Origin of the sequence: Mesorhizobium sp. B2-4-19, from assembly GCF_006441315.1 — a bacterium.
Lineage (GTDB): Bacteria > Pseudomonadota > Alphaproteobacteria > Rhizobiales > Rhizobiaceae > Mesorhizobium.
Map to the genome: position 1 here is coordinate 456,232 of NZ_VFUV01000003.1, position 14,628 is coordinate 470,859.

15 protein-coding genes and 1 pseudogene are annotated in these 14,628 nt (G+C 62.0%); 7 read left to right on the plus strand and 9 right to left on the minus strand.

Annotation, left to right across the window (positions count from 1 at the left end):
- Positions 1-67 precede the first annotated feature (67 nt).
- On the plus strand, positions 68-613 hold the full coding sequence (locus FJ546_RS31145) for a hypothetical protein (RefSeq protein ID WP_181167859.1): 546 nt from the start codon (positions 68-70) through the stop codon (positions 611-613).
- 515 nt (positions 614-1,128) lie between these two features.
- Positions 1,129-1,440, plus strand: coding sequence for a transcriptional regulator (locus tag FJ546_RS08380; protein ID WP_081296144.1), 312 nt, complete (start codon positions 1,129-1,131; stop codon positions 1,438-1,440).
- Between the two features lie 108 nt (positions 1,441-1,548).
- On the opposite strand, the pseudogene FJ546_RS08385 reads toward FJ546_RS08380, so the two are convergent.
- The 4 genes and pseudogenes from FJ546_RS08385 to FJ546_RS08400 form a co-directional block, all read right to left on the minus strand.
- A pseudogene (locus tag FJ546_RS08385) lies at positions 1,549-2,065 on the minus strand (LysE family translocator).
- Between the two features lie 99 nt (positions 2,066-2,164).
- Positions 2,165-2,617: a hypothetical protein gene (locus FJ546_RS08390; protein ID WP_140888885.1), complete on the minus strand. Its 453-nt coding sequence runs from the start codon at positions 2,615-2,617 to the stop codon at positions 2,165-2,167.
- Between the two features lie 89 nt (positions 2,618-2,706).
- Complete coding sequence (locus tag FJ546_RS08395) at positions 2,707-3,069, minus strand: DoxX family protein (RefSeq protein WP_140888886.1); 363 nt, start codon at positions 3,067-3,069, stop codon at positions 2,707-2,709.
- Between the two features lie 30 nt (positions 3,070-3,099).
- Entirely contained in the window at positions 3,100-3,522 is a 423-nt protein-coding gene (locus FJ546_RS08400) for a VOC family protein (RefSeq protein ID WP_140888887.1), read from the minus strand.
- 205 nt (positions 3,523-3,727) lie between these two features.
- Between FJ546_RS08400 and FJ546_RS08405 the strand changes: the two genes are divergently transcribed.
- Entirely contained in the window at positions 3,728-4,501 is a 774-nt protein-coding gene (locus FJ546_RS08405) for an AraC family transcriptional regulator (protein ID WP_140888888.1), read from the plus strand.
- Positions 4,502-4,536: 35 nt separating this feature from the next.
- Here the strand turns inward: FJ546_RS08405 and FJ546_RS08410 are convergent, their stop codons facing one another.
- The 3 genes from FJ546_RS08410 to FJ546_RS08420 form a co-directional block, all read right to left on the minus strand.
- Positions 4,537-5,385, minus strand: a complete 849-nt coding sequence (locus FJ546_RS08410) for a 23S rRNA (adenine(2030)-N(6))-methyltransferase RlmJ (RefSeq protein ID WP_140888889.1) — start codon at positions 5,383-5,385, stop codon at positions 4,537-4,539.
- Between the two features lie 62 nt (positions 5,386-5,447).
- Entirely contained in the window at positions 5,448-6,053 is a 606-nt protein-coding gene (locus tag FJ546_RS08415; protein ID WP_140888890.1) for a hypothetical protein, read from the minus strand.
- A gap of 19 nt (positions 6,054-6,072) precedes the next feature.
- The gene (locus FJ546_RS08420) at positions 6,073-6,750 is read right to left on the minus strand and encodes a TetR/AcrR family transcriptional regulator (protein ID WP_140888891.1); all 678 of its coding nucleotides are present in this window, start codon (positions 6,748-6,750) and stop codon (positions 6,073-6,075) included.
- Positions 6,751-6,835: 85 nt separating this feature from the next.
- On the opposite strand from FJ546_RS08420, the gene FJ546_RS08425 reads away from it, so the two are divergent.
- Entirely contained in the window at positions 6,836-7,306 is a 471-nt protein-coding gene (locus tag FJ546_RS08425) for a carboxymuconolactone decarboxylase family protein (protein WP_140888892.1), read from the plus strand.
- A 223-nt stretch (positions 7,307-7,529) separates the two neighbouring features.
- On the opposite strand, the gene FJ546_RS08430 is transcribed toward FJ546_RS08425, so the two are convergent.
- Together FJ546_RS08430 and FJ546_RS08435 are read right to left on the minus strand one after the other, a co-directional pair.
- Positions 7,530-7,979: a DNA polymerase III subunit chi gene (locus tag FJ546_RS08430; protein ID WP_140888893.1), complete on the minus strand. Its 450-nt coding sequence runs from the start codon at positions 7,977-7,979 to the stop codon at positions 7,530-7,532.
- 9 nt (positions 7,980-7,988) lie between these two features.
- Complete coding sequence (locus FJ546_RS08435) at positions 7,989-9,500, minus strand: leucyl aminopeptidase (RefSeq protein ID WP_140888894.1); 1,512 nt, start codon at positions 9,498-9,500, stop codon at positions 7,989-7,991.
- Between the two features lie 355 nt (positions 9,501-9,855).
- On the opposite strand from FJ546_RS08435, the gene lptF reads away from it, so the two are divergent.
- The 3 genes from lptF to FJ546_RS08450 are packed head-to-tail and all read left to right on the plus strand — an operon-like array spanning position 9,856 to position 14,566.
- Positions 9,856-11,058, plus strand: a complete 1,203-nt coding sequence (gene lptF, locus FJ546_RS08440) for an LPS export ABC transporter permease LptF (RefSeq protein WP_140888895.1) — start codon at positions 9,856-9,858, stop codon at positions 11,056-11,058.
- The gene (gene lptG, locus FJ546_RS08445) at positions 11,055-12,140 is read left to right on the plus strand and encodes an LPS export ABC transporter permease LptG (RefSeq protein WP_181167871.1); all 1,086 of its coding nucleotides are present in this window, start codon (positions 11,055-11,057) and stop codon (positions 12,138-12,140) included. Before lptF ends, lptG begins: the two co-directional genes overlap by 4 nt.
- Positions 12,140-14,566 carry an LPS-assembly protein LptD gene (locus FJ546_RS08450; RefSeq protein WP_181167860.1) on the plus strand — a complete coding sequence of 809 codons (2,427 nt, stop codon included), beginning with the start codon at positions 12,140-12,142 and terminating at the stop codon, positions 14,564-14,566. Before lptG ends, FJ546_RS08450 begins: the two co-directional genes overlap by 1 nt.
- The last annotated feature ends 62 nt before the right edge of the window (positions 14,567-14,628 follow it).

Genomic DNA, 14,628 nt, shown 5'->3' on the forward strand with positions numbered 1-14,628 from the left:
CCCGATGTTCAGCCCTCAAGGCTGAACCCGCTGCCGGACAGCTTCGATCCAGAGCGTCAGAGCGTCCTTGCGAACCCCGAAGGGATACGCGACGCCCCAACGATCCATCTACTTCTTGGCCGGAGCCTTCGCCTTCGCCTTCGCAGGCGCTGCCTTGGCCTTCGGCGCGGCGGCTTTCTTTACCGCAGGCTTTGTCGCGGCCGCTGCTGCTTTCATGGCCGGCTTTGCAGCTGCCTTCGCGGCGGGTCTTGCCGCAGCCTTGGCGGGCGCTGCTTTCTTGGCCGCGGGCTTGGCCACGGGCTTCGCCGCTGCCTTAGCCGCCGGCTTCTTTGCCGGTGCTGCCTTCGCCGCGGGCTTTGCCGCTGCCTTGGCGGGCGCCGCCTTCTTCACTGCCGGCTTTGCCGCAGCCTTGGCCGCCACCGGCTTCTTGGCCGGTGCTGCCTTTGCCGCAGGCTTGGCCGCCGCCTTCGCAGGCGCTGCTTTCTTCACTGCTGTTGCGGCCTTCGCCGCGACTGCTTTTGCGGGTGCTTTCTTTGCCGGTGCCTTGGATGCCGGCGCTTTAGATGACTGCTTAGCCATGTCATGCCCCTTCACGTTATGCCGTTGGCCGTGAATGACCCCGGCGCGCAATGCATATCTGACTCGCGGCTCGCTAGCCAGCGAAGCAATGGTATGATTTTCTCAGCTTAAGTTTTGGTTGAGATCGACACGCGATCGCACTCATCATCGCAAAAATCCGCTGCTGATCTTCTTATATCGCCAGCAATTTCACACCGGCATTCTCGATGCGAAGCGGCAGTGAAGCCGCGAAGATTAGCGAGCGGTTTCACGCATGATCTTCGTCCGCGAATATCACTTCCTGCCACCTCATCGAAGCGATCATCTTCTACGAGCCAGCGATCCATGCTGATCACAAGCGCAACGCGACGACCGATCCGAAGATCACCTTGTCAAGCGCAATTCGATCGCAGCGGCTGATTGACAGACAACTCTGCAAGGCAGAGTATTCTGCATAAAGTCGGGAGCTGGCGATTTGATTTCGATCACACAAAGGCAACAGACAGGACCGCTGCCCGCAATCGCCGGGCCACGTTGCGGTCCAGGGCTTTGCCGCAGTAGAGCCTGTCGGTGAGCGCCGACGACATCATCCATCAGAGCATACGGCTCAGGATCATGGCCATCCTGAACACGTTGGAAAGGCGCGAGGCGCTGGAGTTCACTCAGTTGAAGGCCATGATCGAAACGACCGACGGAAATCTCGGAGCACACATCGATACGCTGGCCAGAGCAGGCTATGTCGATGTCGAAAAGCTTTTCGTCGGGCGACGGCCGCAGACCCGGGTCAAGGCAACGACGATTGGGCGGCGGGCCTTTCGCGGCCACATTGCTTTTCTCCGCAAGATCATCGATCAGGCCGAAGCGACGCAACGCAGGAAATAAGCGCTGCGACCGAGCGATTTCCAACACTTTGCGTTTGACGCAATTCCCAAGGGAAAGCGCCATGCGCTTTTCCCGGGAAAACCGTTTCACACTTTTCCTGGAATTGGTTTAGCGCGTGGCGACAACGGCAACGCCGGCGCCGATCATGACGCCGCCTGCCGCGCGGTTGACCCGGCGCACGATGCTGGGCGTGCGCAACAGACCGCGGGCACGGCCGGCGAGGAGAACATGCCCGCCGATCACCACGCTGGTGTGAGCGAGACCCCGACGACGTTGGGCAACAGTGCCACGTAGAACAGCGGCATTTTCGGACTGCCTAGATTGAGCGCGACACCCGTGGCGAAGATCGTCAGCAGCCCGCGTCTCCTGAAACGGGCTGCAGTTCCGGCACGACGGGCAGCTTGATGCCCATCCAGATCAGATAGGCCGCTCCGCCGTAGAGAAGCACCGTCATGACGATTGCCATCTTGGCGGCGATGATCGACAGGCCGAAGGCTGCGAGCATCAGGAAGATAAGGATGCCGACCACCGTGCCGGCGCCATAGGCGATGCCAGACGTGGCGCCGCTGGAGATCGTGCGGGCGACGATGGTCATGTTGTCGGGACCAGGGCTGGCGGCGAACACGAAGAAGGCTGCGGTGGATCGCGCCTTCTGTCAACACGACAAAACGCCTGCGGCCGATCGAGCCACAGGCGCCAAAGCAATCGGGAATGGAGGCTGCGTCTAGCGCAGGACGCGGCAGCGGCCGTTATAGACCATCCAGCGGTCGAAGCCCGAGACACAGAATTCGACATTGTCGCCGATCGAGGCAAAGCCCTGGCCTTCCTCGATCAGGTACCAGATGGTCCGGTCGCGCCCGTCGGAGAGACTGACGGTGGCGCCGCAATAGCGGCGGCCGATCGGCCAGGTGTCATTGGCCGGCAGATAGCGATGCTGGTGGATGCGCCGGAAATCGGTGATCTGCACATCCGGCAGGTGCGGCACGTGATGCACCTGGTAGGAGAAGCGGCTGGTGATCTTGCTCAGCACCCAGGGCTGGCCGCAGACGCCGCCATCGTCGTCGGAATAGACGGCAAGGTCGGCCGCCTGCGCCGCCTGGGTGATACCGAGAGGCGCGGCAAGCGGGGTACAGAGCGAAATCAGGGCGGCAAGTGCGGATTTGGCGAAGCGAGTCATGGCAGCCTCTCAAGGTCGATTGCGCGTACTGTGCGGATTCGCTCGGCGGCGGTCAAGCGGTTGCCGAAACAATGGTTTCCAGAACAAGACTAGACGGTTGCCGCAAGCAGCAATCCGCCAATCACGGCGAAATTGACCAGAAAGGCGGATCGCGACGCCTGCCGTTCCAGGCCCTCACAGGCCCAGAACCGCAGCAGGACCATGTTCGCCGCCAGCGTAAACACGACCAGCGCGCCGGCGGCGAAAGGCACCGCAATGCCCATGGCAAGCAAGGAGCCGGCGACGATCTCCAGCGCCGAACCCGCGGCGAGCAGGAAGGCCGGAGCCGGAAATTGCCGGGCGGCCAGATACTCGGCCATTGCCCTGAACTTCACGAAATGTTCGACGCCGGCCCATACAAACACGCCGCCGATCAGAAGCGCGCCCAGCGCCTGAACCGTTTGAGCGAACATGCCAACCTCCTGCCAGATGCCTGCCAGGGTTCAGTCCTCGGGAAGAAAGGCAGGGTTGAAGACGACTTCCCAGAGATGGCCGTCCGGATCCTGGAAATAGCCGGCATAGCCACCCCAGAACGTGTCCTGGGCGGGCTTGACAGGGCGCGCGCCGGCGCTGAGGGCCTGCGCCATCACGGCATCGACCTCGGCCTTGCTCGTGACATTGTGACCGATGGTGAATTCGGTCGGGCTGCGGCCGGTTTGGGCGACGCCGGCGTCATGGGCGACGTTGGAGCGCTCGAAGATCGCGAACTTCAAGCCGTTCTGCAAATCGAAGAAAGCGACGGCGCCGTGCTCGAACTCCTTGCCGATGATGCCTTCGCTCGGAAACCCCAGTCCGTTTCGGTAGAATTCGAGCGACGCCTCCAGATTATCGACACCAAGCGTGACGACACTGATGCGAGCTTTCATTTTGGTTTCTCCTTTCTATATTCTGGACTTGCACGGTATCGGTGACCTTGGCGCCGAAGTGGTTGCGAATGGCACCGAAAGGCTGGTTTGCCATGGCGGGAGCGGCCCGCATTGAAGATTTCGGCCAAAATGGCTGCCACCGTGGACCAGAACGACGAGCCGACGAGAAGGCCCAGGGCCGAGCAGGCTGACGAAGGCTGAAGGGATGGAAGCGGTACTGGCGCAGACCACCGGCTCTTTCCAGGAACGCCCCGCAGACAGGCGGCTGGGTGCCGCTTTCGCGTCCGTCTGGGTCCACCGCATGCGGGACCGTGACGCTCCGCCGGTCGTGATAACGCCGGATGCGACGATCGACCTGCAGTGGATCGACGGCAGATTCCGGATCGCGGGACCCGACCGGGAGCCGCAGATCGAGATACTGCCGTCAGCGGCGACGATTGTCGGCTTCAGATTCCGGCCGGGGGCGGCCGCCGGTTGGCTGGGCGTGCCGGCCAACCAGATCGTGGGAGAACGCCTCGACCTCAGTGACCTCTGGGGTGTGCGGGCGCGCTATCTGGCAGGCAGTGTCCGCGCCATGCCCGATCTCGCCGGCATGGTGGGACAAATGGAGAAGGCAATCGGCGCATACACGCAAGACCACCGTGCACCCGATGCGGCCATGGGCTTTGCCTTCGACGTTGTCGACCAGGGACTGCCGGCCGACAGGCCGCTGGTGCCGTTCCTGCTACGCACCTTGCATATGAGCGAGCGGACGCTGCGTCGCCGTTTCGAGGAAAGTTTCGGCTATGGCCCCAAGACGCTCGACCGCATCCTGCGCTTTCATCGCTACCGGCGCCTGAGGCAAATGTCCGGCGATGCTTCAACCGCAGTGCTGGCGGTCGAAGCCGGCTATTCGGATCAGGCTCATCTGATACGCGAGAGCAGGCGATTGTCCGGCGTCACGCCATCGACGCTCGCGGACGCCTCCTCGAAAACATAGCCGCGCCGCCCGACGAGGTCGAAAGCCAAAGCCGCCTACTCTCCAGCCAGCCATTCCAGCGACCAGTGCGCCGGCTTTTCCACGGCAAGCAATTTGTGCAGGGCCGGCAGCACGGTTCGCAATTCGCCTTCCAGCGTGAAGGGCGGGTTGACCACCACCATGCCGCTGCCATCGAGGCTGGGTTCCAAAGAGGCCGGCCTGATCTCGAATTCTATGTCGAGGATTTTCGGGATGCCGGATTGCTTCAGCGCCTTCCTGAAGGCAATCACCGCCTTGCGGTCCTTGATCGGATACCACAGCGCATAGATGCCGCCAGGCCAGCGCCTGTGTGCCCTTATGAGCCCTTCCACGAGGCGGCCGAACTCGCCCTCCTCCTCGAAGGGCGGATCGATGAGCACAAGGCCGCGCTTCTCCTTCGGCGGCAAATGCGCTCCGAGCGCCAGCCAGCCATCGAGTTCCATCACCCGCACCTGGAAGTCGCCGGCGAATTCCGCCTTCAGCCTGGCAGCGTCTTTCGGGTGCAGTTCGATCGCCGACAACCGGTCCTGCTTGCGCAGGAGATGGCGTGCGAGCAGCGGCGAGCCGGGATATTTCTTCACGCCGTCCCCGGGATTGAGCGACCGCACCGCGTCCAGGTAGGGCGCCAGCAGCGCGCCCGCCCTGGTATCGAACGAGGCGTCGATCAGCCTGCCGATGCCGCCCAGCCACTCGCCGGTCTTCTGTGCCTCGACCGAGGACAGATCGTAGCGGCCAATGCCGGCATGGGTGTCGACGACGCGAAATGCCTTGTCCTTCTGCTTGAGATATTCAAGCAGAAGCGTCAGCACGACGTGCTTGACGACATCGGCGAAATTTCCGGCGTGGTAGGCGTGGCGGTAGTTCATGATCTGTTGCCGTTACGCATGTCGTTACCCCAAAACCGCTGCATACTTTTGGGCGACATCCGTCAACCCCTGCCCCAACGCGGCGGCGGTGGTTGCGAGTTCGGATTGCCCGGCCGGCCGCCGCCGGAACGCAGGGACAGCAGGAAGCCGATCAGGCCGACCGCCATCAGCACGAAACCGACCGGCCGCGCACGCCGGTCGGTTTCGCCGGCACCGGAGCGCAGGATGAGATCGACGCCCCGCATCGGTATGTCCTCGGCGTCGCCCGGACCGACGGTGAAAAGGTATGAACCGGAATTGACGCTCGCGATGACGCCTGCGTCGTCGCGAAAGATCTTGTCGGGCAGCTGCGGGCTGGCCTGGCGCGGATTGTCGACATGATTGAACTGCAACGTCGAGGCAAGCACCGTGCGGCCATTGGTGGCGGCGGTCAGCGTCAACACCGTGCGCTGCTGCGAAACGATGCGTTCGGCTCTCGCGGTCAGGTCGACCAGCACCCGCACCGGCGCGTCGCGACCCGAGAGCGGCACGGTCAACGGTTTGAAGCGGCCTTGCTCATAGACCCGCCAGGCACCGATCTCGCGGCCGGAAAAATTAGTCATCGCCCAGGGATAGATGAGGCTGATGCCGGTACCGGCGAGCAGGATCAGGACAAACAGAAAGCGCATTCAGACACTCACCTCGTATTCACACCTTGCCGGACAACTGGCCAGCGCCGGCACCGTCGCGCAGGCGTTCCATCTCGTCCAGCAGCATGTCGAGGCCAATCTCGAATGTCTTGTCGAATTCGGCGGTACCGAAAAAGCGGCCGGCGGCCATGACGTTGGGAAAATCCCGGGCCAGTTGCTCGTCGCTGACCGTGTTCACCGCCGACGGACCTTTGGCATAGCCCGCATTCTCATCCAGCACCGCGCCCATCAGATAATAGCCGACGGCGCGAAACAGCCGCGCGCTGAGTTCGGTGTCGAAGCCGCCATCCCTGAACAGGCTCAGAATGCCGTTCAGATAGGCAAGGCAGATCGGCGAGTTCATCCGGTAGGTGACAAAGAAAGTGGCATAGGCGGGATGGTCGCGGCCGATACGGCGAAAATCCTCGATGGCGATGCGCATTCTTTGCCGCCACGGAAGGCCGGCGTCGGGCATTTCAAGAGCACCGACCAGCCGGTCGACCAGCGCTTCGTGCAAATGCGCCACCGAAGGAAAATGGTGGTAGATGCTCATCGCCTCGCAGCCGAGTGCCGCCGCCAGCTTGCGCATCGAAAAGCCGGCGAGTCCCTCCTTCTCGATCACCTCGAAGGCCGCGTCCTCGATCATTTCGAGCGACAGGCGCCCGCGTACTCGCTTTTTTTTGATTGACGTGTCCATCGCGCCGCTTGACAACTTACACTGTAAGGTTCATTTTCCGCATCACCTTACATCGTAAGGCTAACAATGACCAGAGGAGAATGTCATGTCCAACTATCGCATTCTTTCATCCGTGCTTTCGTCGATACACCACGGCTGCCTGATCGCCGCCGCCGGCTGTGCGCTGGCCCTTGTCGCGGCACCTGCCTATGCCGACGACTATGATGCTACCCTCAAGGATATCCAGTCGACCATGGGCGGCGTACCGAGTTTTGTGAAGCAGTTTCCGAAGGCCGGTCTGCCCGGCGCCTGGGCCGAGGTCAAGGCCATCGAGCTCAGCGACAAGACGGCACTGCCGCCAAAGGTCAAGTCACTGATCTCGCTTGCAGTGGCGGCGCAGATTCCATGCAACTATTGCATCTGGTCGGATACGCAGGACGCCAAGCGCGCCGGCGCTAGCGACGAGGAGATCCAGGAAGCCGTGGCAATGGCCGCGCTGACCCGCCATTGGAGCACAATCTTCAACGGCATGCAGGTCGATTTCGACACATTCAAGAAGGAAATGGGCGGACAGTAGGCTATTTCGACCTGGAAGCGGTCGACCGCTTCCAGGTCGATCCATGCCCAATCGGCAAAAGATCAAGCGACCGTTTTGCAGTGTCCCCAGACCGGTTGTGCCGATGTGCCGCCATGCGAATGAGGGACCAATCAAGGCACGAGCGCAGCGTCAGATCGCAGAAAGCGCGTCGCATTGATACCGGATTATGCGGCGCGCTTGGGCCTTTGCTCGGTGCATGGCATCAAGCCTTGCGCTCCCAGCGGCGGTCCGATGTCTGCTGCCAGTAGGTCACGGCATGACCCGCGTCCTTCATCGTCTTCCAATGCCCCCTCGCCGCCTCGACCTGGCCGGCGTCATGGCCATCGAACAGGAACACGGCACGCTCATATCCGCCAAGGTCGGGCGGCACGGCGCCGTCGACCAGGAACCTTATCTTGGCCTCGTTGGGATTGCCGTCACCGGTGGTCAACAGGATAGGCTGCTCGTCGGGATAAGCCTCGCGATCGGTCGCGTGCGCCAGGAAAGAATCATCGCGGAAGGTCCACAGATGCTGGTCGAGCGCGTCGCGCCGTTCCTCGGTGCCGGTCTGCACCACGGCGCGCCAGCCACGATCGACGCTGCGCTCGAGCAGGCCTGGCAACGCCTCCTCCAGGGTCGATTCGGTCAGATGGTAGAACAGCACGTCGGCCATGGATCCGGGTCAGCTCTCGTAGTGGTCGCGCACCAGCCGGTCGAGCAGCCGCACACCGAAGCCTGAGCCCCAGGACTGGTTGATCTCGTTCGACGGCGAGCCCATGGCGGTGCCGGCAATGTCGAGATGCGCCCAGGGCGTGTCCTTGACGAAACGCTGCAGGAATTGCGCTGCGATGATGGCGCCGCCATAGCGGCCGCCAATGTTCTTCATGTCGGCGTTCTTGGAATCGATCAGCTTGTCGTATTCGGCGCCGAGCGGCATGCGCCACAGCCGCTCCTGCGTTGCCTGCCCTGCCGCCGCAAGTCTCTGCGCCAATTCGTCATTGTTGGAGAACAGGCCGGCATGGTGCAAGCCGAGCGCGACCATGATGGCGCCGGTCAGCGTCGCCAGATTGACCATGAATTTCGGCTGGAAGCGGTCGTTGCAGTACCACAGCGCGTCGGCCAGCACGAGACGCCCCTCGGCATCTGTGTTGAGCACCTCGATGGTCTGGCCCGACATCGAGGTGACGATGTCGCCGGGACGCTGGGCATGGCCATCGACGGCGTTTTCGACCAGGCCGATAATGCCGACGACATTGGCCTTCGCCTTGCGCGCGGCCAGCGCATGCATGAGGCCGGTCACGGCGGCAGCGCCACCCATATCGCCCTTCATATCCTCCATGCCCGAAGCCGGCTTGATCGAATTGCCGCCGGTGTCGAAAGTGACGCCCTTGCCGACGAAGGCGATCGGACTGTCCTTGGGTTTGCCGCCGCTCCACTGCATGACGGCCATGCGTGCGCCGCGGGGCGAGCCTTGCGCGACACCGAGCAGCGAGCCCATGCCGAGCTTCTTCATCTCCTTCTCGGCCAGGATCTCGACCTTGACGCCGAGCGTCTCGAGTTCCTTGGCGCGGGCCGCGAACTCGACCGGTCCCAGTATATTTGCCGGTTCGTTGACAAGGTCGCGCGCCAGAAGCACGCCGTCGATCACCGCCTCGGCATCGGCGAAGGCCTTCTTGGCGCCTGCCGGGTCGGCGGTGTGGATGGTTATCTTGACCGGCTTCTTCGGATCGGCCTTTGCGTCATCCTTGTCCCTGCTGGTCTTGTATTTGTCGAAGGAATAGCTGCGCAGGAGAATGCCCGCCGCTAGGTTGGCGGCGTCCTTGCCACCAATCGAAGCGCCGACCAGGTCGAGCACCACGGCGACGTCCGTTGCCTTGCGCAGCGAGGCCGCAATGGTGCCGCCAAGTTTCAGCCAGGCATATTCATCGATCCCCGCTGCCTTGCCCGCGCCGATCGCGACCAACCTGTCGAGCGACGCTCCTTCCGGCGCCAGTATCTCGACGACGCCGGCGAACTTGCCGGTGAATTCGGCCACCGGGAAGGCCCGTTCCAGCGTCTTGCCGGGATCGTAAGTCCTGGCCGCATCGCTCAGGCCGCCATCATCCGCCGACAGCACGAAGACCGTGCCCTTCCTGTTCGCGGCCGTCTGCGGCGCGGCGAATTTTGCAAAGGCTATCGATGGTCTCGGGTTCATCATGTCCTGCTTTCGGGGATGGCGCGCGAAGCGTTTGAAGCGATCCGCGACATTTGGTCGTTTTCCGGCATTTGGCAAGACTTTGCCAAAATGGCTACCCATATGACAGTTGGAATCGATGGCGATTCGTCGCGGCACGGCCCCGCTTCATGCCGCAACCTGTTGTTAACCATCGATGTTCGTCCTTTCTTATCCATTCCCTCCGACACTCCGATCCATTGCGGCACGCGACGTGGGACGGGAACCGGATCGCCTGCCTGATCGAGCCCATCGGAGCCAGTTGTGCGGGCGTCGCCGTGCAGCTACCCTTAGCGTGGTGGCATGATGCCGTTCGAGAAAATCGAGTAAAGCCTTCATGAAGGTCGTTGAACGCTACATCATGCGCCGCACTTTCGTGGTCTTTCTGGCAGCGCTGGTCTGGACGCTGGCCATCGTGTGGACCACGCAGGTGCTGGCCAAGATCGACCTGGTTACCGACAGCGGCCAGTCGTCGCTGACCTTCTTCGAGGTCGCCGCGCTCATTCTTCCCTCGATCATCCCGATCGTCGTGCCTTTCGCGCTGGTGGTGGCGGTCGCACAGACACTCAGTGTCATGAATTCGGATTCCGAACTCGCCGTCGTCAACGCCGCCGGCGCATCGCGCTGGACGATCGTGCGGCCAATCATGCTTCTGGCCCTCGCGGCGAGCGTGTTTTCCTTTGCGATCGACAACGGCATCGACCCTTACGCACGGCAGAAGAACCGCGCTTTGGTGGCGCAATCGCGCGCCGATCTGCTGTCGCTGATCATCCAGGAGGGCACATTCCGCAAGATCGAGGACGGGCTGTTCCTGCAGATTGGCGAGCGGCTTCCGGACAATCGACTGGGCGGCATCTTCGTCGCCGATTCGCGCGAGGAAGGCGTCAATCTCGTCTATTACGCCAAGACCGGCAGCGTCGTCGAACGGGGCGGCGAAAAGGTGCTGATGATGAATGACGGCGTCATCCACCGCAAAACACTGACCGGCGACCTCAGCGTCATCCGGTTCACCTCCTATGCTTTCGACATGTCGGCCTTCATGGCGGCGGCTTCCGAAGTGACGCTGATGCCGAAGGACCAGACCACCCAGTATCTGCTCAATCCAAGTCCCAACGACAAGAATTTCCAGCAGACCCCTCAGCAATACCGGGCCGAGATCGACCAACGATTTTCGGAATGGCTGTATTCCATGGTGTTCGCGCTGATCGCGCTGGCGGTCGCCGGGGACGCGCGCTCGCATCGCGAGGCACGCGTCAATCCTTTGATCACGGCCATCACCATATCCCTCTTCGTGCGCTGGCTGGGTTTCTTTGCCGCGAGCAAGGCCGATGAAGTGCCGGAATATGCCTACATGGTCTATGGCGTGCCCATAGTGGCCTCCGCGGTGGCGATCTGGTTCATCGTCTCCAACCGGACCATGGAACTGCCGGTGGCCTGGGCGGACTGGATGACAAATCTGGCCAGCCGCGTCGGTGACGGCTGGAACGCCCTCAAACTGCGCTGGTCCAGGCGCGGCACCTCAGGTCAGGGAATCGGCTGATGGGCTGGACGCTGGGTCGTTATTTCTTCTTCCGCTACGTGACGATCACGATCTGGTTCTTCCTGGGCCTGCTGGCACTGGTGTTCCTGATCGATTTCACCGAGTTGTCCGGCCGCACCACCGGCCTGCCCGGCTTCACCTACGGAACGGCGGTGGCCATTTCAGGCCTTCGCATGCCGATGATCATGCTGCAGACCGTGCCGTTTGTCGGCCTGTTCTCGGCGATGGCGACACTGGTCTCGCTCAACCGCCGCTACGAGCTGGTCATCGCGCGGTCCGCCGGCGTTTCCGCCTGGCAATTCCTTCTACCATGCTGCATCGGCGCGTTGCTGTTCGGCCTTGTGTCGGTCGGGCTCATCAACCCACTCGCTGCGCATGCTTTCTCCTTGTCCGAACAGATCGAAACCCAGTTGCGCTCCGGCAAATCAAATACGGTTTCGGCCGACGCCGCGCCCTGGATTCGTCAAAAAACCAGCACCGGCGACACCATCATCGGGGCGCGGGCCATCCTCAACCAGGGCCTGGAGATGGCCGACGCCGTCTTTTTCGTCCTCGACCAGCAAGGCAACATCGTCGAGCGCAAGGACGCCGCGCGCGCTTACCTGCGGGACGGCTATTGGGAATTGCAGGATGTGAAGACCTTCAGGAACGGCACCATCCAGCCGGCGGCAAGCGATCGTGTGCCGACCAATCTGAAGCCTGAATTCGTGCAGGAGCGGCTGGCGCGCCCGGAGACCATTCCGTTCTACGACCTGCCCGGAAAAATCGAGGTTGCCCGTTCCTTCGGCCTCAAGGCAAATGCGTTTGCCATGCAGTTTGATTCGCTGGTGGCGTTGCCGTTCCTCCTCGTCGCCATGACGCTGATTGCGGCAACAGTTTCAATGCGATTTGCGAGGATGGGACAATCGGCAACGATGATTCTGGGTGGCGTCGTTGCGGGGTTTCTGCTTTATGTCGTTTCGGTGCTGGTGAAGGCATTCGGCGTGGCGGGGTTCGTGCCGACTGCCATAGCCGCCTCGGTGCCAGTCGTGGTAGCTATGTTCTTCGGGGTGACTTTCCTGCTATACAAGGAAGACGGCTAGTGAGGGAGGCGTTTTTGCCCAGCAGCAGGCAGGCCCATTTGGCGCGCCTTTATGCGGCGAGCGCCTTGGCGTGCCTGCTTGCCTGCGCCGTGCCGTTGCCTGCGTTCGCGCAGGAAGTCGGCAAGATGGCGACCAATGTTCCGTCCGGCTCGCAGATGCTGCTGGCGGCCGACACGCTGGTCTACAACAACGACAACCAGACGGTGACCGCCGTCGGTGGTGTGCAGATCGACTATGGCGGCAACCGCCTCGTCGCCCAGAAGGTCATATACGACCGCAACACCAAGCGGATGGTTGCCACCGGCAATGTTGAAATCGTCAACAGCGACGGCACCAAGATCAATTCGCAGCATATCGACATCACCGACGACTTCGCCGACGGTTTCGTCAACGCGCTGCGCGTCGAAACCATCGACAAGGCCTATTTCGCCGCTGAAAGCGCCGAGCGCATGGGCGGCGTGCTGACCACCTTCCACAATGGCGTCTATACCGCCTGCGAACCGTGCGAAGACAAGCCAGACAAGGCTCCGACTTGGCGCGTGAAAGCCAGGAAGATCATTTGGAATGGCGAGAAGAAGACGGTTCGCTTCGAGAATGCGAATTTCGAATTCTTCGGCTTTCCGCTCGCCTACCTGCCAGCTTTCGAGATCGCCGACCCGACGGTGAAGCGCAAGAGCGGCTTCCTGATCCCGGGCATCAGCTACAACAGCCATCTGGGATACAGCGTCAAGGTTCCCTATTATTTCGCGCTTTCGCCGACATATGACCTGACGGTGTCGGGAAGCGGCTATACCAAGCAGGGTTTCCTCGGCGAGGCCGAGTGGCGGCAGCGCTTCAACAATGGCGAATACAGTTTGAAGATCGCCGGAATTCAGCAGCGCGATCCGGACGCCTTCATCGACCGCGCCGGGCGCAACGTCGATTCGGGCACGGCGGGTGATCCCAACAAACTCCGCGGTATGATGGGCACGCAAGGGCAGTTTGCCATCAACGAACGCTGGAATTTCGGCTGGGACGTGCTGCTGCAGACCGACAAGAACTTCTCGAGCACCTACAACATCGACAAGTACAATGGCAGCATCCATCGGTCGACGGTCTACCTGACCGGGCTCAATGGCCGCAACTACTTCGATGTTCGCGCCATGCACTTCGATGTGCAGGAAAATACACTCAACAGCAATATTGCCGCGCGCAGCAACCAGCAGCCCTGGGTGCTGCCGTCGCTCGACTACGCCTATATCCCCGACGCGCCGGTGGCCGGCGGCCAGCTGTCGCTCAACGTCAACACGCGGGTCCTCCACCGCGATGAGCTCGACCAGACTTTCAACGTTCCTTACAACGCCGGCACGCCCGTGCAGCGTGTGCGTGGTATCGAAGGCGAATCCGGCCGCCTCACCACCGCGGCCGAATGGAAGCGGACTTTCGTGACCGACGACGGGCTGGTGCTGACACCGCTGCTGGCGCTGCAGGGCGACGTCAACTATCTCAATGCGTCATCGGGTTCGCTCGCCGCGGTCAACCAGATGGCGGCCAATCCGCTGATAAATGCCAACGACGATATGCGTTCGTCGTTCGCCCGCTACATGGCAACCGCCGGGCTCGAGATGCGTTGGCCACTGCTGTTTTCCATGACCAGCGGCTCCAGCCACGTCGTCGAGCCGATGGCGCAGCTGTTCCTGCGTCCGAACGAACAATATGTCGGCGGCCTCGCCATTCCGAATGAAGACGCCCAGAGCATGGTGTTCGACGCGACCACCCTGTTCGAACGCGACAAATTCTCCGGTTATGACCGCATCGAAGGCGGCTCGCGCGCCAATGTCGGCTTCCGCTACTCCGGCTCCTATATCAACGGCTGGGGCACCAATGCCATTTTCGGCCAATCCTACCAGATCGGCGGCGAGAACTCCTTCGCCGCGCCGGATCTGGTCAATGTCGGCGCCTATTCGGGCCTTCAGGACACCAAGTCCGACTATGTTGGCCTGTTTGGCATCAGCAGCCCGAACGGGTTCGCGGCTTCCGTCAGCGGCCGCTTCGACGAACAGACTTTCGAGGTTCGCCGCACCGAGGTAAAGGCAGCCTATTCAGGCCTGCCGGTGTCGCTCAGCGCCAAGTACGCTTTCATCCAGGCCCAGCCGCTCTACGGTTTCACGACCGATCGGCATGAGGTGACGCTCGGTGCGTCCACGCATCTTGCCGAAAACTGGCGCGTGTTCGGGACAGGAACCTATGATCTGCAGCAAAGCCTGCTGGTCAAGGATGGGGTCGGCTTCGCCTACAACGATTCCTGCTTCACCTATCTGATGACGTACTCGCAGTCGCGCGACCTGAACACCAGGGAAGTGACGCAGAGCATCGGCTTTAACCTGTCGTTCCGCACCCTCGGCGACTTCGGCTCGTCGACCACCGCGATCGACTCCATCCAGTAGCCGGCGAGACATCGTTTCGCCGCATACGGCTGGCACGGATTCTCGCACCCGGAAGAGGAAGA

Coding starts and splice junctions, on each gene's coding strand:
- FJ546_RS08390 (WP_140888885.1), bottom strand. CDS start 2,617: ATGACTCGCTTCGCCAAATCCGCACTTGCCGCCCTGATTTCGCTCTGT.
- FJ546_RS08395 (WP_140888886.1), bottom strand. CDS start 3,069: ATGTTCGCTCAAACGGTTCAGGCGCTGGGCGCGCTTCTGATCGGCGGC.
- FJ546_RS08400 (WP_140888887.1), bottom strand. CDS start 3,522: ATGAAAGCTCGCATCAGTGTCGTCACGCTTGGTGTCGATAATCTGGAG.
- FJ546_RS08405 (WP_140888888.1), top strand. CDS start 3,728: ATGGAAGCGGTACTGGCGCAGACCACCGGCTCTTTCCAGGAACGCCCC.
- FJ546_RS08410 (WP_140888889.1), bottom strand. CDS start 5,385: ATGAACTACCGCCACGCCTACCACGCCGGAAATTTCGCCGATGTCGTC.
- FJ546_RS08415 (WP_140888890.1), bottom strand. CDS start 6,053: ATGCGCTTTCTGTTTGTCCTGATCCTGCTCGCCGGTACCGGCATCAGC.
- FJ546_RS08420 (WP_140888891.1), bottom strand. CDS start 6,750: ATGGACACGTCAATCAAAAAAAAGCGAGTACGCGGGCGCCTGTCGCTC.
- FJ546_RS08425 (WP_140888892.1), top strand. CDS start 6,836: ATGTCCAACTATCGCATTCTTTCATCCGTGCTTTCGTCGATACACCAC.
- FJ546_RS08430 (WP_140888893.1), bottom strand. CDS start 7,979: ATGGCCGACGTGCTGTTCTACCATCTGACCGAATCGACCCTGGAGGAG.
- FJ546_RS08435 (WP_140888894.1), bottom strand. CDS start 9,500: ATGAACCCGAGACCATCGATAGCCTTTGCAAAATTCGCCGCGCCGCAG.
- lptF (WP_140888895.1), top strand. CDS start 9,856: ATGAAGGTCGTTGAACGCTACATCATGCGCCGCACTTTCGTGGTCTTT.